Source organism: Mycobacterium sp. DL592 (assembly GCF_011694515.1).
Lineage (GTDB): Bacteria > Actinomycetota > Actinomycetes > Mycobacteriales > Mycobacteriaceae > Mycobacterium.
On the sequence record NZ_CP050192.1, the window covers coordinates 1512478 to 1537009 of the forward strand.

The 24532-nt window shown below is 67.5% G+C and carries 19 protein-coding genes; 6 read left to right on the forward strand and 13 right to left on the reverse strand.

Features of this window, described 5'->3' with window-relative positions:
• Positions 1-17: 17 nt before the first annotated feature.
• The 5 genes from HBE64_RS07360 to HBE64_RS07380 form a co-directional block, all read right to left on the reverse strand.
• Positions 18-665: a response regulator transcription factor gene (locus HBE64_RS07360; RefSeq protein WP_167099741.1), complete on the reverse strand. Its 648-nt coding sequence runs from the start codon at positions 663-665 to the stop codon at positions 18-20.
• An 83-nt stretch (positions 666-748) separates the two neighbouring features.
• Positions 749-1609 carry a universal stress protein gene (locus HBE64_RS07365; protein WP_167099745.1) on the reverse strand — a complete coding sequence of 287 codons (861 nt, stop codon included), beginning with the start codon at positions 1607-1609 and terminating at the stop codon, positions 749-751.
• Between the two features lie 118 nt (positions 1610-1727).
• Positions 1728-2699 carry a 1-phosphofructokinase family hexose kinase gene (locus tag HBE64_RS07370; protein ID WP_371744111.1) on the reverse strand — a complete coding sequence of 324 codons (972 nt, stop codon included), beginning with the start codon at positions 2697-2699 and terminating at the stop codon, positions 1728-1730.
• 16 nt (positions 2700-2715) lie between these two features.
• A complete protein-coding gene (locus tag HBE64_RS07375) occupies positions 2716-4755 on the reverse strand; it encodes an erythromycin esterase family protein (protein WP_208300581.1) in 2040 nt (679 codons plus the stop codon).
• A gap of 79 nt (positions 4756-4834) precedes the next feature.
• Complete coding sequence (locus HBE64_RS07380; RefSeq protein ID WP_167099748.1) at positions 4835-5818, reverse strand: NAD(P)H nitroreductase; 984 nt, start codon at positions 5816-5818, stop codon at positions 4835-4837.
• A 144-nt stretch (positions 5819-5962) separates the two neighbouring features.
• On the opposite strand from HBE64_RS07380, the gene HBE64_RS07385 reads away from it, so the two are divergent.
• Positions 5963-7465, forward strand: a complete 1503-nt coding sequence (locus HBE64_RS07385) for an AAA family ATPase (RefSeq protein ID WP_167099751.1) — start codon at positions 5963-5965, stop codon at positions 7463-7465.
• Positions 7466-7490: 25 nt separating this feature from the next.
• On the forward strand, positions 7491-9770 hold the full coding sequence (gene ppsA, locus HBE64_RS07390; protein ID WP_167099755.1) for a phosphoenolpyruvate synthase: 2280 nt from the start codon (positions 7491-7493) through the stop codon (positions 9768-9770).
• Here ppsA and HBE64_RS07395 read toward each other — a convergent pair whose 3' ends face one another.
• The gene (locus HBE64_RS07395) at positions 9771-11183 is read right to left on the reverse strand and encodes a wax ester/triacylglycerol synthase family O-acyltransferase (protein WP_167099758.1); all 1413 of its coding nucleotides are present in this window, start codon (positions 11181-11183) and stop codon (positions 9771-9773) included.
• Positions 11184-11297: 114 nt separating this feature from the next.
• A complete protein-coding gene (locus HBE64_RS07400) occupies positions 11298-12308 on the reverse strand; it encodes an AraC family transcriptional regulator (protein WP_167099761.1) in 1011 nt (336 codons plus the stop codon).
• A 194-nt stretch (positions 12309-12502) separates the two neighbouring features.
• Here HBE64_RS07400 and HBE64_RS07405 point away from each other — a divergent pair, with 194 nt between their 5' ends.
• The gene (locus HBE64_RS07405) at positions 12503-14011 is read left to right on the forward strand and encodes an NAD(P)/FAD-dependent oxidoreductase (RefSeq protein WP_167099764.1); all 1509 of its coding nucleotides are present in this window, start codon (positions 12503-12505) and stop codon (positions 14009-14011) included.
• The gene (locus HBE64_RS07410; RefSeq protein WP_167099767.1) at positions 14008-15138 is read left to right on the forward strand and encodes a hypothetical protein; all 1131 of its coding nucleotides are present in this window, start codon (positions 14008-14010) and stop codon (positions 15136-15138) included. The genes HBE64_RS07405 and HBE64_RS07410 overlap by 4 nt, the downstream gene beginning before the upstream one ends.
• A 187-nt stretch (positions 15139-15325) precedes the next feature.
• Here the strand turns inward: HBE64_RS07410 and HBE64_RS24650 are convergent, their stop codons facing one another.
• On the reverse strand, positions 15326-17092 hold the full coding sequence (locus HBE64_RS24650; protein WP_243841726.1) for a PE family protein: 1767 nt from the start codon (positions 17090-17092) through the stop codon (positions 15326-15328).
• 494 nt (positions 17093-17586) lie between these two features.
• The gene (locus HBE64_RS07420) at positions 17587-18873 is read right to left on the reverse strand and encodes a nitrate/nitrite transporter (RefSeq protein WP_167099771.1); all 1287 of its coding nucleotides are present in this window, start codon (positions 18871-18873) and stop codon (positions 17587-17589) included.
• Positions 18874-19112: 239 nt separating this feature from the next.
• Here HBE64_RS07420 and HBE64_RS07425 point away from each other — a divergent pair, with 239 nt between their 5' ends.
• Positions 19113-19736 carry a MerR family transcriptional regulator gene (locus HBE64_RS07425; RefSeq protein WP_167099774.1) on the forward strand — a complete coding sequence of 208 codons (624 nt, stop codon included), beginning with the start codon at positions 19113-19115 and terminating at the stop codon, positions 19734-19736.
• Positions 19737-19739: 3 nt separating this feature from the next.
• Here HBE64_RS07425 and HBE64_RS07430 read toward each other — a convergent pair whose 3' ends face one another.
• The 4 genes from HBE64_RS07430 to HBE64_RS07445 are packed head-to-tail and all read right to left on the reverse strand — an operon-like array spanning position 19740 to position 23619.
• Complete coding sequence (locus HBE64_RS07430; RefSeq protein ID WP_167099777.1) at positions 19740-20540, reverse strand: ABC transporter permease; 801 nt, start codon at positions 20538-20540, stop codon at positions 19740-19742.
• On the reverse strand, positions 20540-21391 hold the full coding sequence (locus HBE64_RS07435; RefSeq protein ID WP_167099780.1) for an ABC transporter permease: 852 nt from the start codon (positions 21389-21391) through the stop codon (positions 20540-20542). The genes HBE64_RS07430 and HBE64_RS07435 overlap by 1 nt, the downstream gene beginning before the upstream one ends.
• A complete protein-coding gene (locus HBE64_RS07440; protein WP_167099783.1) occupies positions 21370-22560 on the reverse strand; it encodes an ABC transporter substrate-binding protein in 1191 nt (396 codons plus the stop codon). Before HBE64_RS07440 ends, HBE64_RS07435 begins: the two co-directional genes overlap by 22 nt.
• 27 nt (positions 22561-22587) lie before the next feature.
• Positions 22588-23619 (reverse strand): ABC transporter ATP-binding protein, encoded by a 1032-nt coding sequence (locus HBE64_RS07445; RefSeq protein ID WP_167099786.1) that lies wholly within the window; start codon positions 23617-23619, stop codon positions 22588-22590.
• 118 nt (positions 23620-23737) lie between these two features.
• Between HBE64_RS07445 and HBE64_RS07450 the strand changes: the two genes are divergently transcribed.
• Positions 23738-24460: a DUF1906 domain-containing protein gene (locus HBE64_RS07450; protein WP_167099789.1), complete on the forward strand. Its 723-nt coding sequence runs from the start codon at positions 23738-23740 to the stop codon at positions 24458-24460.
• Positions 24461-24532: the final 72 nt, after the last annotated feature.

Genomic DNA, 24532 nt, shown 5'->3' on the forward strand with positions numbered 1-24532 from the left:
GATAGTTACCGGCGGGTTCAGTCTTCGGCGTGATGGCCCTGGCCGAGCTTGGAGACGAACACCGCGGCCTGCGTGCGACGCTCCATTCCCAGCTTGGCCAGCAGCCGCGACACGTAGTTCTTGACGGTCTTCTCGGCCAGGAACATCCGGGCGGCGATCTGCTTGTTGGTCAGGCCCTCACCGAGCAGGCCGAGCAGCACCCGCTCCTGTTCGGTCAGCCCGGACAGTGGGTCGGAGCGCTCGGCCGCGCCGCGCAGTTTGGCCATCAGCGCCGCCGCCGCGCGGTTGTCCAGCAGCGACCGTCCGGCCCCGACGTCCTTGATCGCCTTGGCCAGCTCCATACCTTTGATGTCCTTGACCACGTATCCGCTGGCGCCGGCCAGGATGGCGTCGAGCATCGCCTCGTCGGAGGTGAAGGACGTCAGCATCAGGCAGCGCAGGTCGGGCATCTTGGAAAGCAGGTCGCGGCACAGTTCGATGCCGTTGCCGTCAGGCAGCCGCACGTCGAGCACCGCCACGTCGGGTCGCAGCGCCGGGATCTGGGCCAGCGCCTGCGCCACGGAACCGGCCTCGCCGATGACGTCCAGTTCAGGGTCGGCGCCGAGCAGGTCGATCAGACCACGGCGGACGACTTCGTGGTCGTCGACGAGAAACACCTTGACCATGGTGTGCCTTCCGGGTCGGCGCAGGGCGCGGCACGGATTCCGCACCCCTTACGGCAACGATATCCGCAGATAGGCCCGGATTGTCACAACAAGCGTTGCCGGTCGGCGACCAGTACTGAGCAATCGGTGTTGTGCAGGGCCGCCGAGCCCGTCGGTCCCAGCAGTTCCTCGATGCTCTCGGCGTTGCGGGCACCGACCACCACGAGCTGGATGTCGGGCCCGTGCTTGGCCAGGTAGTTCAGCACGCTGCCGTGCACGGCGACCGGTTTGACGTCCAGGTCGGGGTAGCGGTGCTTCCACCGGGTGATCCGCCGGTCCAGCTGGGCGCGCACCATCCGGTTGCCGTCGGCCACCGCGTGGGTGTCGTGGACATCGGTGTAGCGCGACTGCCACGAGCCGAGCACCCGCAACGAGGCGCCGCGCAGCCGTGCCTCTTCGACACCGCACGCCAGCACCGCCGCGCTGTCCGGTGTTTCGTCGAGGTCGACGACGATCCAGCCCGGTTTCGGTGGTGCGGCGCGGTCCGAGCCGCGGACGATGGCCACCGGGCAGTGCGCGGAGCTGACCAGGGAGACCGCGGTCGAACCGATCCGGTTGTGGTCGAAGTGTTTGATCCCGACCGCGCCCACGCAGATCATCGCCGCGGTCCGCGAGGCTTCGACCAGGGTGGCCGTCGGCTTGCCGCGCAGGATTTCGACCTCGATCTTGACCGGCCGCTCGGTCGCCTCGACGGCGTTGGCCGCGTGCTGGGTGGCTGATTCGGCGCCGGCAAGCAGCCGGGCGTCCTCGTCGGGGTCGGCATCGTGTGGGCTGATCGCAGCGATCAGGCGCAGCGGGATGTCACGGCTGAGTGCCTCGTCGACGGCCCACAGTGCGGCCCGCAGCGCTCCTCGCGATCCGTCGACGCCGACGACGACCGACGGGGCTGTGCTGGATTCGGGCATTTCTTGGGACTCCCCCCAGGGGTGGCACTTCTATTGTGCCGACGTTATCGCTGCCGCGTGGCCGCTCTGAGAGCAGAAAGTCCTCGGATTTCGCCTCGAACGTAACCTCACCCGCCGATCAGCCGCTGACCAGTTCGATGTCGACGGGGTGGTCGCTCTGCTCGAACAGCCGCTCGGTGTCCTCCCGGGTGCACGGCGCGGTACCGGGAGTGAGCAGGCTCGCGGCCCCGGCCGCGATGCCGAGCCGGATCGACTTGGTCAGCGGCCAGCCCCGGGTAAGCCCGACGGCCACGCCGGCCACCATCGCGTCACCGGCGCCGACACCGCTGCCCGCGGGCACCTCTACCGGGGCGAATCGTTGCCCGCCGTGGCGGGTCGCGAGCAGCGCGCCCTGGTCGCCGCGGGACACCAGCACATACTCGGCGCAACCCTGCTCGATCAGCCCGCGGGCCGCTGCCAGCTGGTCGGCCTCGTTGGCCAGTGGCGCCCCGACGCACTCCCGCAGCTCCCGCACGCTGGGCTTGAGCAGGAACACCCCGGATTTGACGTGGGTGAGCCCGCCGGAGGTGTCCAGGATGAACACCGCCCCGATGTCGGCGCACACATTGGCCACCTGTTGGTAGAAGTCGGGCGGCACCCCGGGTGGCAGGCTGCCGCTGGCCACGACGATCGACGCCGACGCCGCTGCGCGGCGCACCTGCAGCAGGCATTCGGTCTGCTCGGCCAGCGTCAGCTCCGGCCCCGGCAGAACGAACCGGTACTGCTTGTCGGTGGATCGCTCGTTGACGGTGATGCTCTCCCGGGTGGAGCCGCCGATCTTGATGCGGTGTACGGGCAGGCCCTCGGCGACCAGCAGCTTGTCGACCATCTCGCCGGCCGGTCCGCCCGCCGGGAAGATCGCGGTGGCCGATGCGCCGAGTACGTCGGCGACGTGGGCGACATTGATGCCACCCCCGCCCGGGTCGTAACGGGCGGCCGCGCAGCGCAGTTTGTCGGTCGAGTGCACCACGTCGGTACTGGTGGTGATGTCGAGCGCCGGGTTCATCGTCAAGGTGACGATGCGATGTCCGGTGACGGCAGGTTCGTTCAACGACAACCCTTTCGGTTTACAGACCGCTCGGATAGGTCTCCGGGGTTTCCCCGGCGATCCAGATGCTGGTCGGTTCGAGTGGTTCCAGTGCACGGGTGTGGTCGATGTGGATCATCGCGTCGAATTGGTCCGACGGGCGGACGTGGAAGTAGTGGCTCTGGCGTTCGGTCTGCGGCAGATAGATCACCCCGATCGCGCGGGCGAGGCGGACCGCGTCCAGCGCCGCCGCGGCGGGGGACCGGTCATGCATCGGCAGGACGAACGACGGCCGCCCGGCCCCATGCAGTAGTTCTTCGATGCTGCCGGCCAGCGCGGGGCGTACCACCTTGCGCTCGGCGATGCCACCCCAGTCGCTGGCAGCGGTGACCGTGCCGCTGTAGGTGGACAACCCGATCAGTCGGCAGTCCTTGCCGTAGTGTTCGCGGGCCAGTTGGCCCACGGTCAGCTGGCCGTCTGCGGAAACTTCGGTGGCGCGGGCGTCGCCGACATGAGAGTTGTGTGCCCACACCACGATCCGGGCCGGCTGTCCTGTGCTGTGCGCGTCGAGATGGGCCAGCAGCGCGTTGAGGGTCTGGCCCATGTGCTTGTCGCGCATGTTCCACGACGTGACCCGCCTGCTGAACATGCCGCGGTAGTAGGCCTCGGCATTGCGCACGGTCACGGCGTTCTGCTGGGCGTAGAACAGTTCGTCCTGCGCCAGCGGCCCGTCGGAACTGAGGTATTGCACGGTGTTTCGCTGGAGTTCCACCAACTGTTCGACGGCCTGCCGTTCGCAGCTCGGCCCTGCCCCGAAGGCCGCGGCGTAGCCGTAGGCCTGGCCGTCGTCACCCGAGGAGTGGTCGAAGCAGGCGTAGCGGCTCCTGGCACGCTGGGCAGCTTTCGGGTCGACGGTCTCGAGGTAGGCGATGACCTCCTGCATCGAACGGTGCAGGCTGTAGAGATCCAGCCCGTAGAAGCCGGTCTGGCGCCTGTCGTCGGCGGCGCAGCGGCCGTTGTGCCAGCGCAGCCATCCGACGAAGTCGCGCACCACGGTGTTGCGCCACATCCAGGCCGGGAAGCGCTGGAAACCCCGCAACGCCTCCTCGGGCGTCCGGTCCTCGCCCAGGCCGCGGACATAGCGGTTGACCCGGTAGGCATCCGGCCAATCTGCCTCGGCGGCAACAGCATTGAAGCCCTTCTCGGTGATCAGCCATTTGGTGATCTCGGCACGGGCTTCGTAGAACTCGTGGGTGCCGTGGGAACTCTCGCCGATCAGCACCACCCGGGCGTCACCGATCAGGTCGTCGAGCACGTCGGCAGGGGGAACACCGCCCGGTGCGTCGATCGCGGCATGGGCTACCAGCTCGGCCGGACTCGGCGCGGCCGGTGGCATCGCAACCCCCGCCGTGGGGCGCGACAGCAGGTCGCGGACCTCGTCGTCGGAGACCTGGGTGAAATCCCAGAACGACTCACCGACGGCCAGAAACGGTGTCGGCATCGATGCGCACACCACGTCCTCGACGATGCCGGCGAACTCCCGACAGGTGGACTCGGGTGCGGCGGGCACCGCGACGACGATCTCGGCGGGCTCGGATTCGCGCAACGCCTGCACCGCCGCCAGCATGCTCGACCCGGTCGCAAGACCGTCGTCGACGAGGATGACCGTCTTGCCGGTCACCGGCAGTGGTGGCCGGCCCTGCCGGTAGGCCGCTTCACGGCGGGCCAGCTCGCGGCCCTCGCGTTCGGCGATCTCGCGCAACTGCTCCGGGCTGACCTGCAGGCCCCGCAGCACGTCGTCATTGACGACCACGCGACCGCCGCTGGCCAGCGCTCCGACGGCGAACTCCTCGTGCCCTGGCGCGCCGAGCTTGCGCACAATGAACGCATCCAGCGGCGCGCCCAACGACCGGGCCACTTCGTAAGCAACCGGAACGCCGCCGCGGGCCAGACCGAGCACCACCACATCCGGACGGCCGCGGTAGGCGTGCAGCAATCCGGCCAGCACCTGCCCGGCCTCGTGCCGGTCTTTGAACACCCGGCGCGGTCGGTGGCGGCGGATTCCCGTGGACCGTGTCATATCGCCCCCTAGCTACCTCTCGATCCGACCACCTGCGATGACCTGCCGGTAGGGACCGAAGTCCTCGGTTGAGGGCCGCTCAGCCGCGGATCTCGAGCACGTCGGCCAGCGGACGGCGCGGTGTGGCGGGCGGTACCGAGGCGATCGAGGGCACCAGTCCCACCCGGATCAGCAGCTGCGGGTCGTAGCCGCCACCGATGAGGGCGCGGATGATGTTGCGGCTGGCCTCGAGTTCGGTCATGTGGCTCAGCGGGCACGTGGCCAACCCGGCCAGGGTGGCTTCCAAGAGGACATCGGAGAGCACCTCGCCGCAGCCCAGTGCGTCGCGGCGGGTGTCGCCGTATGTCGAGAGCACCAGGATGGTGGATTGGTCGTGGTCGACTTCGGGTCTGCGGTCGGGATGCTCGCCCGCCGGGAACACGCGGGCGATGTCGACGCGCTCCCGCTCGGACACCGACACCAGGCTGCTGTAGGGCACGCCGTCGGAGACCTCGTAAGGCGCTGTCCACCATTGCAATTCGGCGTGATAGGAGCTGTCGTAGCGACGCAGCGACTCGGTCAGCCGGGACGCCTCGGCCAGATCGGCGCGCGCCTGTGCGGGCAGGACGTGCAGCACCGCCTTGTCGGAATCGATCGTGCTGCGCAGCACCGGTTCGAACGCGGCCCAGTTCGGCGGCGGGGCGAACGGCAGTCGGTCGGTGTGGCGGTCGAGGATCGCGTCGGCCCGGGCCCGGTGCGCGTCGGTGACGAGTTCGGCTGCGGCAAAGGAGATGGTGGCCAGGTGGTCGAGGTCATTGGGGTTCGGGAACCGGTCGACCACGGCGATGGCACCGGCGGCCGCGGCAGCCACCCGCAGGTGGTCCAGGACCGCACCGCAGCTGATGATCGCCTCGCGGCCCGAGACATCGGTGGCATGCGGTATCCGGTGCGGCTCGACGAACAACCTGAGCTCGGGGCCCTCGGCCACCCAATGCCACGGTTGGCTGTTGTGCACCGAGGGCGCACGGCAGGCCAACTCCACCACGTTCGCCACTACCTGGGGATCGAGCGCTGATCTCGCCACGGCCAACACCGCCTTCTGTTCTCGTCTCAACGATAGGTCGCCGCGGTCCCCGCGAAAGGGGCCCTAAGTCACCGGTTTTGCGGGCCGAGCGGCGAGGGTCTTTGGACTCTGGGCGGATCGGGCCTGACGGGTGAGGATCGTGACATGGGATCGGTACCGACGAACTCCGCCGCACCTGCACCCTTCGACGGCGAGTTGCGCCCGCGGGTCGCCGAGACCCACACCGGTCTGGTCTTCCTGGTCGGCGACCGCGCCTACAAGGTCAAGAAGCCCGTCGCCACCGACTTTCTCGACTTCTCCACCCTGGACCGCCGCGAGACCGCCTGCGCGCGCGAGCTGGCCCTCAACAGCCGGCTGGCCCCGAACAGCTATCTGGGAATCGCCCATTTCGCCGCGCCGGGCGGCATGCCCGAGCCGGTCATCGTGATGCGCCGCCACCCCGACGAGACGCGGCTGGCCACCTTGGTGCGCAGCGGTCAACCCGTCACCGATGAGCTGACAGCGGTGGCGCTGGTGCTGTCCCGCTTCCACGACAGCGCCGCGCGGGGCCGCGACGTTGACGCCGAGTCCCGGGTGGATGCCGTCACTGCGCGCTGGCAGGAGAACCTCGGCGAGCTCGAACGCTACGCCGACGGGTTGGTGCCCGGGCTCGACCCGGATGCGGTGGCCGAAATCCGCCGACTGGCAATTGACTTCATCGCCGGACGCGCGGTGCTGTTCGCCAGCCGTATCGCAGCGCGGCGGATCGTCGACGGCCACGCCGACCTGCTCGCCGACGACATCTTCTGCCTCGACGGCGGCCCGGAACTGCTGGATTGCCTGGAGTTCGACGACCAGCTGCGCTTTGTCGACGCCATCGACGACGCCGCGTTCCTGGCGATGGACCTGGAGTTCCTGGGCCGGCCCGACCTCGGTGAACACTTCCTGCAGACCTATGCCCGCCTGGCCGACGACGACGCCCCCGCCGCGCTGCGTGACTTTTACATCGCCTACCGCGCGGTGGTGCGGGCCAAGGTGGATTGTGTACGCCACGGCCAGGGGGTGGCCGATGCGGCAGCCGACGCCGTCCGGCACCTCGAGATCGCCCGGGACCGGTTGCGGGCCGGTGCGGTCCGTCTGGTCATGGTCGGTGGCGGCCCGGGAACAGGCAAGACGACACTGGCCCGTGCGCTGGCCGAAAGCCTTGGCGCCCAAGTCGTCTCCACGGACGACGTGCGCGCTGAGCTGGTCCGCAGCGGTGAACTCACCGGCGAGCCGGGAACTCTCGACGAGGGTCTGTACACCCGTGCGAACGTCGACGCGGTCTACGAGGCAGTGCTGCGGCGTGCTCACCTGAGCCTGTGTGAGGGCCGCACCGTCATCGTCGACGGCACCTGGCTGGACCCGGCCCACCGCGACCGTGCTCGCCAGGTGGCACAGGAGGCGGCGGCTCGGCTGGTCGAGATCGCTTGTGTCGCATCACCGGAAGCCGCGACCAAGCGCATCCAGGACCGCACCGGGACGACCTCACAGGTGACCCCCGAGATCGCCACCGCGCTGGCCGAACGGGCCGACCAGACCTGGCCCGGAGCCCACCGAATCGACACCACCCGGCCGCTGGCCGAATCCGTCGCCGAGGCGCGCGAGGGCTGCCGCAACACCGTTTGAGAAGACCGATCACTGGAGGAACCCGATGCCGAGCCGTTACGTCGAAGACATTGCCGACCTGGGAATGCCCGACGCCGAGGTAGCCGGCGGCAAGGGCGCGAACATGGGGGAGATGGTGGCCGCGGGGCTGCCGGTGCCGCCCGGATTCGTGGTCCTGCGCGACAGCTACCTGGAATCGATGGCGGCCGCCGGGGTGGCCGACGATCTCAACACCGCCCACCGCGAGGCGATTCTGCGATCTGGTGATCCGACCACATTCGACGACCTGTGCCAGCGCATGCAGGCGCTGGTGCTCAAGGCGGGCATACCTGATGCGGTGCGGGACAGAATCCTGACCGCCTATCGCAAGATGGGCACGAATATCAATGTCGCCGTGCGGTCTTCGGCCACCGGCGAGGACGGCGCCGACGCGTCGTTCGCGGGGATGAACGCGACGTTCACCAACATCTCCGGTGAGCACGAGTTGATCGACGCCGTGCAGCGGTGCTGGGCATCACTGTTCGGCGCCCGGGTGGTCGCCTACCGCGCCAGCCGGGGCTTCTCCGCCGACCCGGCAATGGCGGTGGTCGTCCAGCAGATGATCGCCTCGGAGCGATCCGGGGTGGCATTCACCGCCGACCCCACCACCGATGCCACCGACCGGGTGGTCGTGGAGGGCGCTTTCGGGCAGGGCGAGGTGGTGGTTTCCGGCTCGGTCGAGCCCGACACCTACGTGGTGTCCAAGGAGACCGGTGAAATCCTCTCCCGCCGAATCGGTTACAAGCAGTTCAAGATCGTCCGCGGCGCTGACGGCACCGACCAGAACATCGACCTCAGTGAGGCGGAGGCGCAGGCTCAGGTCCTCAACGACGACGAGGTACGCACCATCGCCGACATCGCCGTCCGCAGCGAGCGGCACGCCGGTTGCCCGCAGGACACCGAGTGGGCCATCGCCGGCGGCAAGACCTGGATTGTTCAGACCCGCCCGATCACCACCCTGCATCGCGTCGGCAAGCCGGTCCCGGAGACCCACGAGGTGTTGCTGCAGGGCCTGCCCGCCGTCCCCGGCGAGGCATCCGGCATCGTGCGCGTGCTGGCCGACGTCAAGGACGGCGGCCGCCTGCAGGACGGTGAGGTGCTCGTCGCCCAGATGACCAACCCGGACTGGCTGCCCACGATGCGCCGCGCGTCGGCGTTGGTGACCGACACCGGCGGAATGACCTGCCACGCAGCCATCGTCGCCCGTGAACTCGGGGTGCCCTGCATCGTCGGCGCCCGCACCGCGACCCGGGACCTCAAGGACGGCACCGTGGTCACCGTCGACGGCACCCACGGCCGGGTGCTGGCCGGGCGGGCGGCGGTCGGCGGTGCGCAGACCGCGCCGGCGGCAGCACCGGCGCCGGCAGCTGCCGTCGAGGTCACCGCCACCAAGATCTACGTCAACGTGGCCATGCCGGACAAGGCCGAGCAGGCCGCCGAACTCGACGTCGACGGTGTCGGCCTGCTGCGCGCGGAGCTGATCCTCGAAGACGCACTGCAGAACCGGCATCCGCGCGACCTGATCGCGCACGGCGAGCAGGACAGCCTCGTCGATTCCCTGGCCACCGCCGTCGGCCGGATCGCCTCCGCGTTCGCACCGCGCCCGGTGGTCTACCGGGCGTCGGACTTCCGGACCAACGAGTTCCACAACCTCAAGGGCGGCGACCTCTACGAACCCGAAGAGCACAACCCGATGATCGGATACCGGGGCTGCTACCGCTACGTCAGCAACCCCGACCTGTTCGGTCTGGAACTTCAGGCACTGGCCCGGGTCCGGGAGCAGAATCCCAACCTGCACTTGATGATTCCGTTCGTCCGGACCAAGTGGGAACTGGAGCGCTGCCTCGAGTTGGTCGACGCCAGCCCGCTGGGCCGCCAGCGCGGCCTGCACCGCTGGGTGATGGCCGAGGTGCCCTCGGTGGTGTACTGGCTGCCCGAATACGTCGGTCTGGGTATCGACGGGGTGTCCATCGGCAGCAACGACCTGACCCAGCTGATGCTCGGTGTGGACCGCGATTCCGACCTGTGCGCCGAACTCTACGACGAATCCGACGGTGCCGTCCTGGACGCCATCGGTCAGATCATCACCACGGCCCGGCGGCTGGGTGTCACCGCGTCACTGTGCGGTCAGGCGCCGTCGAGCAGGCCCGACTTCGCCGAGCACCTTGTCCGCATGGGCATCACGTCGATCTCGGTCACTCCCGACGTGGCTGCGCGCACCCGGCGCAACGTGGCGGCAGCCGAGCGCAGGCTGTTGCTGGAATCGGCGAGGTCCGGCCGCGGCTAGTCAGGCGTTGGACAACAGCCGCAGGCCACCTTTGCCCTTGCGGCGGCCCCGGGTGTCGGCCAACCGGATCAGCCGATCGACGCCGCGCTCGAGGCCGCGGGCCAGCTCGTCGATGTCCGGGGCGGCGTCGAAATCGACGAGCAGCCCGAACGTCAGTTCGTCGGCATAGCTGAAGATGGCGATACCGGTGCGGAAGCCGGCCGCGATCGGCGGTATCGGCAATAGCCGAATCACCTTGTGGCCCATGACTGTCAGTGGGGTACGCGGGCCGGGCACGTTGGTCACCACCGTGACGACGGAGCGTTGCGGCAGCCGGGAGAGCAGCCGCACAGTCCATGCCGTCACCGGAAACGGCACCAGGTTGCTCGCCCACACCAGCAGGCTGCCAGCTTGGCGTTGGCCACTGGACTTGGCCGCCGTCAGGCGGGCGTGCACGGTACGCAGCCGCCGCAACGGATCGGCCATGTCGACGGGCAGCAGCGGCAACATCAGCGACACCCGGTTGTCGGAGACGTCCATCGCGTCGGCACCGCGCACCGACACCGGCACCAGGGTGCGCAGCGAATCCGCGCGCGGCTGTATTCCGCGCCGCAGCAGCGCAGTTCGATAGCTGTCGGCGACGGCCGCCAGTGCGACGTCGTTGATCGTGACCCCAAAGGTATGCGCGATCCGTTCGACGTCGTGGATGGACACGGTCGCCGAACCGTAGCGGCGCAGGTCGCCTACCGGACCGTTGAACGACGACCGCGACGCGGGCCGCAGCAGGCCGACGGCCAGCCCGGCGGTGCCCCCGGCTGCCCGCAGCGCGACCTTGCCGACGCTACGGCTCAGCGCGATCGAATCCTGGATCCAGTCAATCGGATTGAGGCTGGGCGCCGGCAGCGACGCCCGGCGGTCCGGATGCTGGGCGGCGCCGATGGAGCTGGCGAAGCTGGCCACACCGGTGTCGTCGCACAAGCCGATGAGCAGGTTAGACGCGGCGATCCCGTCGGCCAGCGCATGGTGCACCTTGACCAGCAGCGCCCAGCGGTTGCGCGCCAGTCCTTCGATCACCCAGCATTCCCACAGCGGACGATGCCGGTCGAGTCGTCGCTCCATGATCGTAGCGATCTCGGCGTGCAAGGCCGCGTCGTCACCCGGGGCCGGCAGCGCCGTGCGGCGCACGTGCCGGCTCAGGTCGAAGGTCGGGTCGTCCACCCACTCCGGTGCGGCCAGATCGAACGGGTGGGTCCGCAGCACCTGAGTGCTCCGCGGGTCGGCCAGGCATCGCGCCCCGATGGTGTCGAGCAGATCCGCGAAGTCCGGAACGGGCCCGGCCAGGATGGCGGCTCCCCCGATGGCCAGGCTGACGTGTTCGTCGGCGTCTTCCAGTTGCAGGAACCCCGCGTCCAGCGTCGTCAAGTGGTGCGTCATCGCCGGCCTTCCGTCTGCCCTCATCCCAGTCTGCGGCCCTCGGCCGGTCGCGGGCAGGGCCGGAAGTCCCTGCTCGGTGGGCTTATCGGCGCGGCGGGGCGAGGACCAGGCGCGTCATCCGGCGTGGCGCCGGTGCCGGTCGCGGTACTGACTCGGAGTCAAGCCGAACCATCGAAGGCAGGCTCTGGTCAACACGCTCTGATCGGCGTAGCCGAGCTGGCGGGCAACACCGCCGAGGGAGATGGTGGTGTCGCTGAGGTGCCGCGCGGCGGTCTCCCGCCGAAGCTGGTCGAGCACGTCGGCGAACGTCGTGCCCTCCGCCGCGAGTTGGCGTTGCAGCGTTTTGGGATGGACGTTGAAATGACGCGCCACCGCGGTTATCCGTGGCGTCCCGAGCGGAAGCATCGCGCGCAGGACATCGCTGACGGTCTGCACTGCGCTGAACGCGGGCTTGTCGGTGAGCATCGACAGGTAGCGCACAGCAGTGTCGTGAACGAGGGCGTCGGGACTTGTCGGGCGCATCAGGTCGGCCGAGGTGAACACGAACCCCGGCACCGGCTGGCCGAAGAGCACCCGGCAGCCGAAGAACCGTTCGTAATCCCTGGCCGGGGTCAACGGCGGGTGCGGGATGTGCACTGTGCGGGGGGAGAAGTCCTGGCCCATGACAGCCTGCAGGACGCGGAACGCGACGGTCAGCGAGCCTTCGATCGAGTGGTGCTGAGGATGCGCCGGATCCCGCACCACATTGACTGCCAGGAATTCCAGGTCAGCGTGCGGGCCCGGCATGAGGTCGAGGGAGATTCCGTTGCAGTGCGCCGCGGTGAACCTGCTCAGAACAGCGAGCCCGTCGGCCGCCGTGGTGGCCGACCGTGCCGCAACCACCAGTGGGCCGACGATCTCGGCAGCGTTGCGGTCCGCGAGCTGACGGCCGAAATCAGCGGTCTGGGTGGCAACCGCTGCGGACTCGATGGCGCCCACGACACCGGCCGCAGGCAACACCACGCCGGCGTCCCCGGCGTGGTCGGGCGAGATGCCGACGTCGCGCAGCAAGGACTCCGGATCGCCGCCGAGCTGACGGACGAGGCCCACGTACCCGGTCAGAGCCGCTCCCCGAATCACGTACATGTGGAGACAGTCAGCCGACGCCGTGGAGATGTCAAGGTATTAAGGCGCGATCGATTCTTACCGGCGACCGCGACATCGAACCGGCCCGCTCTGTTGACCTGCGGCGACTTTTTCTTGTCTTTGCGGGACAAACGGCACCTCCATACGTCGATTGCGCTGTCGCCGTGGCACTTTCGACTGCTAGCGTCGCCGCGATGAAGCCTGACCATGATGTGCTGATCGTCGGGGCCGGGTTTTCGGGGGTCGGCGCTGCCATCGCGCTCGACAAGGCGGGCCTGCGTGACTACCGGATCCTCGAGGCCGCCGACGGCGTGGGCGGCACCTGGTACTGGAACACCTATCCGGGCATTGCGGTGGACATCCCGTCGTTCTCGTATCAGTTCTCCTTCGAGCAGAGTTCCCAGTGGTCGCGCACCTACGCTCCGGGCCGCGAGCTGCGGGCCTACGCCGAGCACTGCGTCGACAAGTACGGGTTGCGTCCCAGGATTGCGTTCAACACCGTGGTGCGTGCCGCGACATTCGACGAGGACAACGACGTGTGGCGCGTCGAGACCGACTCCGGCGCGACCCTCACCAGCAGGTTCCTCATCAACGGCAGCGGAATCCTGACCACGCCCAATCTGCCCGATATCGACGGCGTCGACTCGTTCGCCGGGGTGACCATCCACACCGCGCGCTGGGATCACAGTCAGAATCTGGCGGGCAAACGGGTGGCGGTCATCGGAACCGGCGCATCAGCGGTGCAGCTGATCCCCGAAATCGCTCCCGTCGTCGACCAGCTCACCGTCTTTCAGCGCACCCCCATCTGGTGCTTCCCCAAAGCCGACCGACCGCTCACGGCCCGCCAGCGGTTGGCGATGCGGATACCCGGGGTGAAGTCGATCCAGCGGCTGATCAGTCAGGCCTACGTCGAACTGACCTTCCCGCTGGTGACGCATTACTTCACGGTCAATCCCACCGTCAAGCACATGGCGGAGGCGGGCAAGGCCTACCTGCGGCGCCAGGTCAAAGACCCGGCGGTCCGCGCTCAGCTCACGCCGAATTATGCCGTGGGCTGTAAGCGCCCGGCATTCCACAACACCTATCTGTCGACGTTCAACCGCGACAACGTCGAACTGGTCACCGAACCCATCGACAAGATCACCGGCTCGGCTGTCGTCACCGCCGACGGCCGCTGCCGTGACATCGACGTGTTGATCCTGGCCACCGGGTTCAAGGTCCTCGATCCTGACGAGTTGCCGACCTATCCCGTGACCGGCGTCGGCGGCCGGCCCCTCGCGCAGTTCTGGAACACCAGCCGGCTGCAGGCCTACGAGGGTGTCAGCATGCCGGGCTTCCCCAACTTCTTCACGGTTTTCGGGCCGTACGGCTTCGTCGGTTCGTCGTACTTCACGTTGATCGAAGCCCAGACCCACCACATCGTGCGGTGTTTGAAGCGTGCCCGGCGCATGCGGTCTACCCGCGTCGAGGTGACCGGGGAGGCCAATGACCGCTTCTTTGCCGAGATGCTGCGCAAGCGGCGCCGCCAGATCTTCTGGCAGGACAGCTGTCGGCTGTCCAACAGCTACTACTTCGACAAACACGGTGATGTCCCGCTGCGTCCCGCCAGCACCGTCGAGGTCTATTGGCGCAGCCGACGATTTCCGTTGAGCGACTACCAATTCAGCGCCTCGGCGCACCAACCAGAAGGAGTCCGATCATGACCGAGTCCGTCGCCGAGAGCGCACACCCTGTCGAGAAGGCGCGCACCGCGCGGCGTTGCGGCGGGGTACAGATGTGGTTGGGGGCCGGTGCTCTGACGCTCGGTGTCGGTGCTGCGCTGGCGAGCGGATCCGGAGTGGCGCATGCGGATACCGCCGGCGGCGACTCCCATTCGTCGTCGCCGAAGGCCACCGGGTCGACAGCGCGGGCCGGCGGGGCGCACGGCGCGGAGTCCGCACGGCACGGCAGTGTTCACGCGACCCCGGCTGCTGCATCGCAGCGCCGTCCGGCTTCTGCGGTCGGGAGTTCGACGGTATCGAATTCAACTAATGCGTTTGTGCCACATGCTTTTTCGGTGAGTAGCGGACCGGACGTGGCTGTCGCCCTGTTCGGGCACACGCTGATTCAGTCCGGCAGTGCCACGGCCGTCGCGGGCGACTGGAGTATCGCCATCGCGATCGGACCCAACAGCACCGCCTATGCGGTTGGTGGCATTTTCAATGTCGCGCTGGCCGCTGGCGGTAACAGCACCGCCGGTGCCGGTGGTAAGGACGGCCTCGGCAATGATGGAGTCGGTAACTTCGACCTCGCTGTCGACATCGGCAACAACACCGGCAGCCTCAACGGTGCCGCCGCCACTCTCGGCAACTTCAACACCGCCATCGACATCGGCGACAACAGTGGATTCCTGCTCGGCGCATTGGCTTTCACCGGAAACTTCAACACCGCCGTCAACTTCGGCAACAACACCGGTTCGGCCAGCGGAGCAGGAGCCTTCTACGGAAACGGCAATCTCGCGATCACGATCGGGAACAACACCAACAGCGGAACCTCCCAGCAGTTCGGCGGAGGAGCCCAAGCCGGCCAGGGCAACGGCAACGTCGCCGTCCAGCTGGGCAGCAACAATGGTGACGGTGCCGTCACGCCGTACGGATACGGGCCCATCGCAGGCGGGGCGAACGGAACATCGGGCAACCACAACTTCGCTGCCGTCGTGGGCAACAACGGCACCGCCATCGCGGGCATCGGTTTCGACCGCGCCACGGCCGTCGTCATCGGCAGTGGCCTCACGGCGCTGGCGAACTTCGCGGACAGCCTCGGGATTCTGTCCTGGGCAAAGCTGTTCTAGAAAAAAGCCCGGGCTGCCGAGGAGTCGGTGGCTCGGCAGCACGGGGCTGACTGGGATATCGACACCGGGACCGCGGGCGTTACCGGCGACGTCTCGGAGCCGGTCAGCGACGCAATCGGGGCGCCGGCCTAAGCCGACGCCCCGATTGTTCTAACTGTTAGCCCCTACTGGGGCAGTGTCGCTCCGGTTATGACGATGCTCCGGGAGCGCCGTGGGCACCGTTTGTGCCGTGGGCACCGGCAGTGCCGCTACTGCCGGTAGCGCCGGTGTTACCCGCCGTACCCGTGGTTCCGGTTGCTCCGGTTGCTCCGTTGCCGCCGGTGGCGCCATTGCTTCCAGCGGTGCCGGTGTGTCCGGTACGCCCGAGCAGACCGCCACCCCCGGGAGTGCCGGCTACTCCGCCGGTTCCGCCGGTTCCGCCGGTTCCGCCCGCGGCACCGGTTCCACCGGTTCCACCGGCACCGCCGGTGCCGCCTGCACCACCGGTACCTGCCGCGCCACCACTGGCGCCTGAACCACCGGTTCCGCCGGTACCTCCGACGCCGGTTCCACCAGCCCCGGTGCCGGATCCGCCGGCTCCGCCGACGCCTCCATTACCGCCTGCGACACCATTGCCGCCAGTGCCGCCTGCTGCGCCTGTACCGCCAGTGCCGCCGTTGCCGCCTGCCTGGCCGGTTCCGCCGGCCCCACCGGTGCCGCCGGTGCCGCCGTCACCCGCAGCGCCACCGCTACCGAGTAGTCCGCCGGTGCCGCCGTTACCGCCGGCGCCCGCGGTTCCGCCTGCGGTGCCGTTGCCGCCGACGTTGGTGGCGTTGGCGCCATTGGTTCCGGCTCCACCTGCGCTTCCGGTGCCGCCGGCTTGACCTCCTGCGCCGGTGCCGCCGTTGCCGCCGTTGCCGCCGTTGCCGCCGGTCGCGCCACCGCCAACACTGACTGCTGCCCCGCCGGCTCCGCCTGCCCCGCCATCGGTGTTGCCGGTTCCGCCGTTGCCGCCGTTGGCGCCGTTGCCGCCGATCGCCACGCCGCCGGCCGCTGTGGTCGCCGAGGTACCGCCTGCGCCACCTTCGCCACCGTTGGCGCCTGGTGTTCCGTTACCGCCCGCTGCTCCGTTACCGCCGGTCGCGACGAGCGCTGTGCCGGCGACTGCGCCGCCCGCCCCGCCCGCTCCGCCGTTGTTGCCATCGGTACCGGCCGTGCCGTTACCACCAGTGACGGTGTCGGTCGTCCCAGCCGTGCCGGGAATGCCTGCGGGGCCGCTCGGCGTCGGGTTCACACCGTCGAGCCCGGTCGTCCCGATCGTCGTGCCCGTCGACCCGGTTACGCCGTTCGCGGCTGTGCCCGAACCCGTTGTGCCCGCCGTACCTGCAGTACCGGCTCCGCCGGTCCCACCGTTGCCGCCCTGCCCGAACAGAGCCAATGCGCCGGCGTTGCCGCCGTTACCGCCCGCCGCGCCGGTCCCGCCGACTCCGCCGTCGCCACCACCGCCGATGAACAGCCCACCGTTACCGCCGTTGCCGCCGGCCAATCCGGCCGCTCCGGATCCTCCTAGACCGCCGAAACCGATCAGCAGCCCGGCATTACCGCCATTGACGCCTGAGCCAGCCGCACCATTGGTGCCGTTGGCGATGAAGATGTTGATGATCGGTATCTGCCCGACGAATCCGATGACGTTGTAGAGGGCTTGGTTCATGGCGGCGGGGCTGAGTGCCGCGACCGCCAGTGCGGTCGGCGTGGGTGTGACCAGGCCGACCGGCAGTGCGCTGGCGCTGTTGGCGGTCGAGCAGCCGGCCAACATCAGGCACTGCAGCGAGCTCGTCGACTCAAGACTCGACGATGGTGAGAGCGGCGGGGCGAGCGCAGGTGCTGCCTGCGCGGCACCGGCTCCGAAGGCCAACGCGACACCCGCGCCGGCCACAGCGATTCCAGTCGCGCACGGGTAGAGGTAATTTCTCATTTTTCTATTTCCTTTTCAAGGGGTTGCCAAAAAACTTGGCATCGATTTAGAGAGTGATGTGGAGAGACATCACTTGAATTCACGCCCGGATTTTTTCAAACGCGAAGCGTTGAGGGGCTGACCGCGGGCCGGCCGCAAAAATGGGAACGGGCCTCGAGTGTCACCCTGATGGCCGCGAAAGAACTCGCGGAAGCCGCTACCGGGCGTGTGCCGCCTGGTGCGAGGTCATGGCCGTGATCAGTTATAGGGGCGAGAATCGCCGCTGGGCCGCAGGCACAACGTGCCCGTTAAATCCTGGCTTTACGTAAACTGTCACTGGAGCCGTCCTACTTGATATTGCAATTTCCGACGGCAGCTGATCGATTTAATCAGTCAAAAATTGATACTCGAACCATAAGCTTGTTTGTTGGACTACGTCAACGAAATGCTGAGAATCTCATAATTAACGTCATATTTTGAATATGTGTGTTGCTCACGTCAGCGGCAATCGTTGACTAGCGACGCGTCGCCGGCTGCAGTTCGGAGTCTGAGAAGAACTCCAGCAGGTACTTACTCTCCTCGATATCGCCGATCGTGCGACGCGCTTTCTTGCGGGTGACCAGGATGCCGACCACGGCCACCACCCACACCACGTACTGCACGCACCACGCCAACCGGAACGACTCGAACGAGTAGCCGCCCGTCGCGCCGATGATCAGACCCATCGCCTGCATCACCAGCAGTGAGGCCAGGAAGCCGCCGACGTTGACCGCGCCCTGCGCGGTGCCCAGGGTGGGCTGGGGGTTGAAGGTGCGCGCAAAGTCGAAGCCGACCATTGAGCCCGGCCCGCCCACCGAGATCACCACGATCAGCACCACCAGCAGCCAGTGCGGGGTGGGGGTGGGCAATGTCAGCACGACGGTCCAGATCGCGGCGTTGGAGACGATGATGCCCAGCACCACCCACGAGCGACGGTGCGGCGCGCGGCCGGTGAAGATGCCGATGACGATCCCCGACACGATGGCTGATACCACCGAGATGATCAGTAACGTCCCGGCCGCGCTGCGGGAAAGTCCCTGTGCTGCAGTCAGATACGGCACCCCCCACATGAGGGCGAAGACCGTGACCGAGAACTGGGTGCCCATATGGGTGAAAAAGCCCAGCCGGGTTCCCGGCCGCATCCACACCGTTTTGACGCTGCCCAGGGTCTCGCGTAACCCGGTCACCTGCTTGGTGACCTCGACCCCGCTGGGTGCGTTGCGCACCAGCAGCAGGGTGAGCACCAGCGAGAACACGCCGAGCGCGGCCACCGAGCTGTACGCCGTCGTCCAGCCGGACCCGATCAGCAGCCCGAGGAACGGCACCGCCGACAGCACCTGCCCGAGCTGGCCGGACAAGCCCGTCAACTGAGTGACCAGGGGTATCTGGCGCGGCGGGAACCAGTACGGGACAAGACGCAGCACCGAGATGAACGTGAACGCGTCACCGAGGCCGACGACGGCCCGCGCGGCGATTGCGGTGGGCAGCGACTCGGTGAAGGCCAGCGTCAGTTGGCCGGCCACCATCAGGGCTGCACCCGACATGATCATCACCTTGGAACCGAAGCGGTCCAGTAAGAGGCCGGCGGGGATTTGCGCGCCGGCGTAGACGATGACCTGCAGTACGACGAACGTCGACAGGACGCCCGGGCTTGCCGAGAAGCGGTGGGCGGCGTCGAGGCCGGAGACGCCCATGGTGGTCCGGTCCAGGACGGCCACGACGTAGGCCAGCAGGCCCGTCGACCACACCACCCAGGCCCGCACTGAATCCCTCGTCTCTCGGTCGCTCGTGTCCGCCTACGTCCGCACCCATCATCGCGTGCCCATGCAAATCCATTCCTGCCGTGACCGGGGCATACACGGTTAGCAAGGGTGCGTCGCTATTGGCTGAAATCGCACATTCATGACAGTTTCACAGCTAGCGGCGTGGCATTTATGCAGATGAGGTGGTAGAAATATCTCGAAATGCTGTCCTGTCGAAACATCGCCTCTTCTTTGCTCTCATGACGGAGTATCGAATCGCCGACCTTGCGCGCGTGTCCGGAGTCACGTCGCGCAACATCCGCGCGTACCGGGAACGGGGTCTGCTGGACCCGCCGCGTAGGCAGGGCCGGGAGGCCTACTACGACGACCGCCATCTCGCTCAGCTCGAGGTGATCAATCAGCTCCTGGCCAAGGGATTCACCTCGGTGCACATCGCCACCTTCATCGACGGTATCCGGCAGGGACAGGATCTTTCGGAAGTCCTCGGGGTGCCGCCCGTGGCGCCCGCGGGTGAGGTCGCCCTCGATGCTTTCACCACCGCCGCCCAGCGTGCGGTGCGGTATGGACTGGGCCGGGTGGTCGACGGCCGGGTGGTGATCACCGACCCCGCGATCGCCCGCGCTCTGGCGACGGCTGACGACCCCGAGTATTGGCTGACGGTGATGACCGAGGTGCTTGACACCACCGGAGAGGTCATCGACGATCTGGCGCTGCGGACCGTCGCGGTGCTGCGCAGCGGTGCGGTCTCCGGTTCGGACCGCGACGGTATCGAGCACATCACCAAACGCGCCCTGCTCAGTCGTCTGCAGTCGACGTTCGACAAGCATGTGACGCAGCAAGTCGCGGAGTACGAAGCCTCCTAGCCGCTACACCCGCGTGGTGGCGGGGTCGCCGCCGAATCGTTGGGCCAGCCATACCGGGATCACCGCGATCAGGGTCAGCGCTGCCGCGACGACGTTGATCACCGGCGCCTGGTTGGGTCGGAACAGGTTGCCGAAGATCCAGATCGGCAGGGTCTGCACGGTGGGACCCGCGGTGAAGGTCGTCACCACGATCTCATCGAAGCTCAACGCGAAGGCCAGGATCGCGCCCGCCACCAGGGCGCCCCGCATCATGGGGAACGTCACGTACCGGAACGTCTGCCAGGTGGATGCACCGAGATCGGCCGAGGCGTTCTCCAGCCCGGTGCCCAGCCTCCGCAGCCGTGCCTGGGTGTTGTTGAACACGATGACGATGCAGAACGTCGCATGCCCGATGATCACCGTCGCCAGCCCCAGCATGACCCCCAGCACCGAGGTGAAGGTGGCATTCAGCGCGATACCAGTGACGATGCCGGGCAGCGTGATCGGCAGTACCACAAGGAAACTGATCGTCTGCCTGCCGAAGAAGCTGTACCGCTGCACCGCGAAGGCCGCCATCGTTCCCAGCACCAGCGCAATGGCCGTCGCGCACAGGCCGACCACCACCGAGTTGCCCAGTGAGTGCCACATGCCGCTGCTGGCCCAGGCGTCAGCCCACCATTTCACGGTGAACCCGGTGGGCGGGAAGGCGAACGTCTTCGAGGAGTTGAAGGCGTTGACCACCACCAGAACCAGTGGCGCGTAGAGGAACACCAGAACCATCCAGGTCCAGCCGCGCACCAAGCGGCGCATCGCACCCGAGAGCATCAGACGTTCTCCAATGCACCGGTTCGCCGCATGGCCAACAGGTAGAGCACGATCGCGGTCAGCGGGATCAACGACAACGCCGCGGCCAGCGGCTGATTGTTCGCGGTGACGAGCTGTCCGTAGATGATGTTGCCCAGCATCTGGGTCTTGCCGCCGACGATCGTGACGGCGATGTAGTCACCCATCGACAACGAGAACGTGAAGATCGATCCGGCGGCGATGCCGGGGAAGACCAACGGCGCCACAACCGTTCGCAGTGTCGTGGTGTCCGGGGCGCCGAGATCCGAGCTGGCGTCGATCAGCGCGTTCGGCACCCGTTCGAACGCGGCGAATACCGGGATCACCATGTAGGGCAACCACAGGTATGCCAGCGTCAGCGTCGTCGCGATGAGCCCGTAGCCCGGGGTGTAGCCCGCCGCCCAGTGCAGCGGACCCTCCGGGGACAGCAGCATCCGCCAGGCGTAGGCCTTGACCAGATAACTCGCCCACAACGGCGTGGTCACCGCGACCACCAGTGCCAGCCGAACCCGCGGCGAGGCCACCTTGGCCATGTAGAGCGCCAGCGGGACGGCGAGCACGATACAGATGACGGTGACGGTCAGCGCGATGCCGATCGTGCGCAGCGTGGCCGTGCGGAACACCGTGTCGGTGAGGACCCGGACGATGTTGTCACTGGTGTAGCTGCGCACCACCGCACCGGTGAAGGTGTCGGTGCTCCAGAAGGCTGAAAGAAGCAGTACCGCAAGCGAACCCAGGTACGCGACAACCAGCCACCCGAGGGGTGGGACGAGCAGGAAGGCGAGACGGATCCGTCGGCCCACCTCGTGGGTCAACCCTTGATCTGCTGCCACTTGTCGACCCACTCGCTGTAGGCCGTGCAGTTGTCGCCGCTGCCGTCCACGCACTGCTTCTGCGGGGTGGTCCAGTAGCTGATCTTCTCGGCATAGGCGGCGTCAGTGGCGTGATAGGTCTGGCAGAAGCTCTTGTCGCTGGTGAACTCGCAGGCCTTGGTCTGCGCCGGGGCCTCACCGAAGTATTCGGCGACCTGGGCGTTGATCTCCGGGGAGGTGATCCAGTCCATCCACTTGTACATGCAGGTCGGGTTCTTGGCCTTCGACGACACCATCCAGGTGTCCGACCAGCCGGTGGAGCCCTCCTTGGGCAGCACGGTGGCGATCTTGACCTTGTTGTCACTGGTGAGCATGTTGGCGATCACCTGCCAGCTGGTGCCGATCACCGAGGTGCCCGACTCGAAGGCCTGCACCGCCTTGGTGTAGTCCGACCAGTATTCCCCGATGTTGGCGTGCTGCTCCTTGAGCAGGTCCACCGCCGCGTTGAGCTGATCTTCGGTCAGCGAGTACGGATCCTTGATCCCCAGTTCGGGTTTCGTCTTCGACAGGTACAGCGCGGCGTCGGCGATGTAGATGGGGGAGTCGTAGGCGGTGAGCTTGCCCTTGTGCTCGGCGCCGGGGAACACCGCGGCCCACGAATCGGGGGCGTTCTTGACGACGTCGGTGTTATACATCAGGAGGTTGGCGCCCCAGCCGTGCGGAATGCCGTACATCTGGCCGTTCACGGCGTTCCACGGTTTGTCCTTGAGGAACGAGGAGATGGTGTCGTAGTTCGGCACCAACTTGGTGTTGACGGGCGCGACGTCGCCGGCGTAGATCAGCCGCAGCGTGGCGTCGCCCGAGGCGGACACGCCGTCGTACTGGCCGGTGCGCATCAGCTGCACCATCTCGTCGGAGGTGTTGCCGATCTTGATGTTGACCTTGCAGCCCGTCTTCTCCTCGAATGGGTGCACCCAGTCGACCTTGGGGTCGTTGGAGCCGTCCTCGGCGTACCCGGGCCAGGCGATGAGGTTCAGCTGACCTTCGCCGTTGCCCAGTGCCGCAAGCGGTTCCATCTTGGGCGGAGCGGTCGAACTGCCGCCACTGGAGTTCGTCGAACTCGAACAGCCGGCAACGAGTGCCGCACAGGCGGCCAGGACGACGCCGATGCGGCGGGTGGTGGTTCTCATGCGGGCTCCTTGTTGGTGCTGATCGGACTACGTGGATTGATCGGACAGGGCTCGCACGGCGCTGTCGGGCCAGGCCAGTACGACCTGGGCGCCGTGGTTGATGTCGGTGGACGCATCCGCGGACAGCAGCGTCGCCGTCAGCCGTGCGCCCGAGGCGTCGGCGGCCACCCGGGTGATCGGGCCTGCGTAGACCACCTCGGCGACTTCGGCTGGGGCGCTGCGCATTCCGGCCGGAACCGCGTCGTCGGGTTGCAGGAGCAGGATGCGTTCGGGGCGGATGGCGAAGGTGCCGGGCCGGCCCAGCAGGGACTGTGCGGCGTCGCCGGTGAAGACATTGGAGGTGCCGACGAAGTCGGCGACGAACCTGTTGGCCGGATTCTCGTAGACCTCGCGGGCGGCGCCGATCTGCTCGATGCGGCCGTTGTTGAACACCGCCAGCCGGTCGCACAGTGTCAGGGCTTCGTCCTGGTCGTGGGTGACGATGACGAACGTGATCCCGACCTCGCGCTGAATTGCCTTGAGCTCCACCTGCATCTGCTCGCGCAGCTTGAGGTCCAGCGCGCCGAGTGGCTCGTCGAGCAGGAGCACCTTGGGCCGGCCGACGAGTGCGCGGGCCAGTGCCACGCGCTGCTGCTGGCCGCCCGACAGCTGGGCGGGCTTGCGATCGCCATAACCGGACAGCCGCACCATCTCCAGGGCGGCGCCGGTGCGATCGCGGCGTTCCGTCTTGTTGACGCCCTTGACCTTCAGCCCGTACTCGACGTTCTGCGCCACCGTCATGTGCGGGAACAACGCATAGTCCTGGAAGACGGTGTTGGTGTCGCGCTTGGCCGGTGGCAGCGCGGTCACGTCGACTCCGCCGAGGTGGATGCTGCCGGCGGTGGGCTGCTCGAAGCCGGCGATCATGCGTAGCACCGTGGTCTTGCCGGACCCTGACGGGCCCAGGATCGCGAACAGTTCGCCGTCACCGACGCTCAGGTCGGCGCCTTCGACGGCGGTGACGTCGCCGAAAACCTTCCGCACCCCACGCAACTCGATCTGTGGAGGGGCAGATGGCATGCACGGATCGTACGGATTGCGTTGTCGGATCGCAGCCCCATCGCGGTTTTCGCCGGTGGTTGCAGTGCTCGGCCACCGATACCGCGAAGTGCTTCACATGTGTCGTAGTCTTGGCCCCGTGTTCGTGTCGCGCCGCGACGTGCTGAAACTGGCCGCCGCAACTCCAGCCGCGCTCGGTCTCGGGGCGCTGGCGTCGGCGCTCACCGCTCCGGCGGCGGCTGCCGAACCGCTGGGGGTGCTGCTCGACTACGCCGCGGGTGTCATCAGCGCCAGCGATCTGAAAGCCTCCGGTGCGTTGGGGGCGATCCGCTACGTCTCCGATCGCAGGCCCGGTGGTGACTGGATGCTGGGCAAGCCGATCCAGCTGGCCGAGGCCCGCGACCTCTACCAGGCGGGTCTGAAGATCGTGTCGAACTATCAGTACGGCAAGCAGGACACCGCGGATTGGCTCGGCGGCGAGCAGGCGGGCATCACCCACGCCAAGCGGGGCTGGGAGCTGCACACCGCGGCCGGCGGGCCGGTGGGTGCCCCGATCTACGTCTCCATCGACGACGACCCCACCCTGGATCAGTACAAGGAGCAGGTCGCGCCTTATCTGCGGGCCTGGGAGTCGGTGCTGGGCCACCAGCGCGTCGGCATCTACGGGAACTCCAAGATCATCGACTGGGCGCTCCAGGACGGCATCGGCTCGTGGTTCTGGCAGCACAACTGGGGCTCGCCGGCGGGCTACACCCACCCGGCCGCGCATCTGCACCAGGTCGAGATCGACAGCCGCAAGGTCGCCGGCATCGGGGTTGACGTCAACTCTGTGTTGAAGCCCAGTTTCGGGCAGTGGGACTGACAAATTCGGACAAACTTACCGACCGGTAAGGATTTGCCAGCAAACATCACAACGCCATTTTGGTGAACGATC

Coding starts and splice junctions, on each gene's coding strand:
- HBE64_RS07365 (WP_167099745.1), bottom strand. CDS start 1,609: ATGCCCGAATCCAGCACAGCCCCGTCGGTCGTCGTCGGCGTCGACGGA.
- ppsA (WP_167099755.1), top strand. CDS start 7,491: ATGCCGAGCCGTTACGTCGAAGACATTGCCGACCTGGGAATGCCCGAC.
- HBE64_RS07430 (WP_167099777.1), bottom strand. CDS start 20,540: ATGCTCTCGGGTGCGATGCGCCGCTTGGTGCGCGGCTGGACCTGGATG.
- HBE64_RS07405 (WP_167099764.1), top strand. CDS start 12,503: ATGAAGCCTGACCATGATGTGCTGATCGTCGGGGCCGGGTTTTCGGGG.
- HBE64_RS07440 (WP_167099783.1), bottom strand. CDS start 22,560: ATGAGAACCACCACCCGCCGCATCGGCGTCGTCCTGGCCGCCTGTGCG.
- HBE64_RS07395 (WP_167099758.1), bottom strand. CDS start 11,183: ATGACGCACCACTTGACGACGCTGGACGCGGGGTTCCTGCAACTGGAA.
- HBE64_RS07360 (WP_167099741.1), bottom strand. CDS start 665: ATGGTCAAGGTGTTTCTCGTCGACGACCACGAAGTCGTCCGCCGTGGT.
- HBE64_RS24650 (WP_243841726.1), bottom strand. CDS start 17,092: ATGAGAAATTACCTCTACCCGTGCGCGACTGGAATCGCTGTGGCCGGC.
- HBE64_RS07375 (WP_208300581.1), bottom strand. CDS start 4,755: ATGACACGGTCCACGGGAATCCGCCGCCACCGACCGCGCCGGGTGTTC.
- HBE64_RS07400 (WP_167099761.1), bottom strand. CDS start 12,308: ATGTACGTGATTCGGGGAGCGGCTCTGACCGGGTACGTGGGCCTCGTC.
- HBE64_RS07445 (WP_167099786.1), bottom strand. CDS start 23,619: ATGCCATCTGCCCCTCCACAGATCGAGTTGCGTGGGGTGCGGAAGGTT.
- HBE64_RS07385 (WP_167099751.1), top strand. CDS start 5,963: ATGGGATCGGTACCGACGAACTCCGCCGCACCTGCACCCTTCGACGGC.
- HBE64_RS07410 (WP_167099767.1), top strand. CDS start 14,008: ATGACCGAGTCCGTCGCCGAGAGCGCACACCCTGTCGAGAAGGCGCGC.
- HBE64_RS07425 (WP_167099774.1), top strand. CDS start 19,113: ATGACGGAGTATCGAATCGCCGACCTTGCGCGCGTGTCCGGAGTCACG.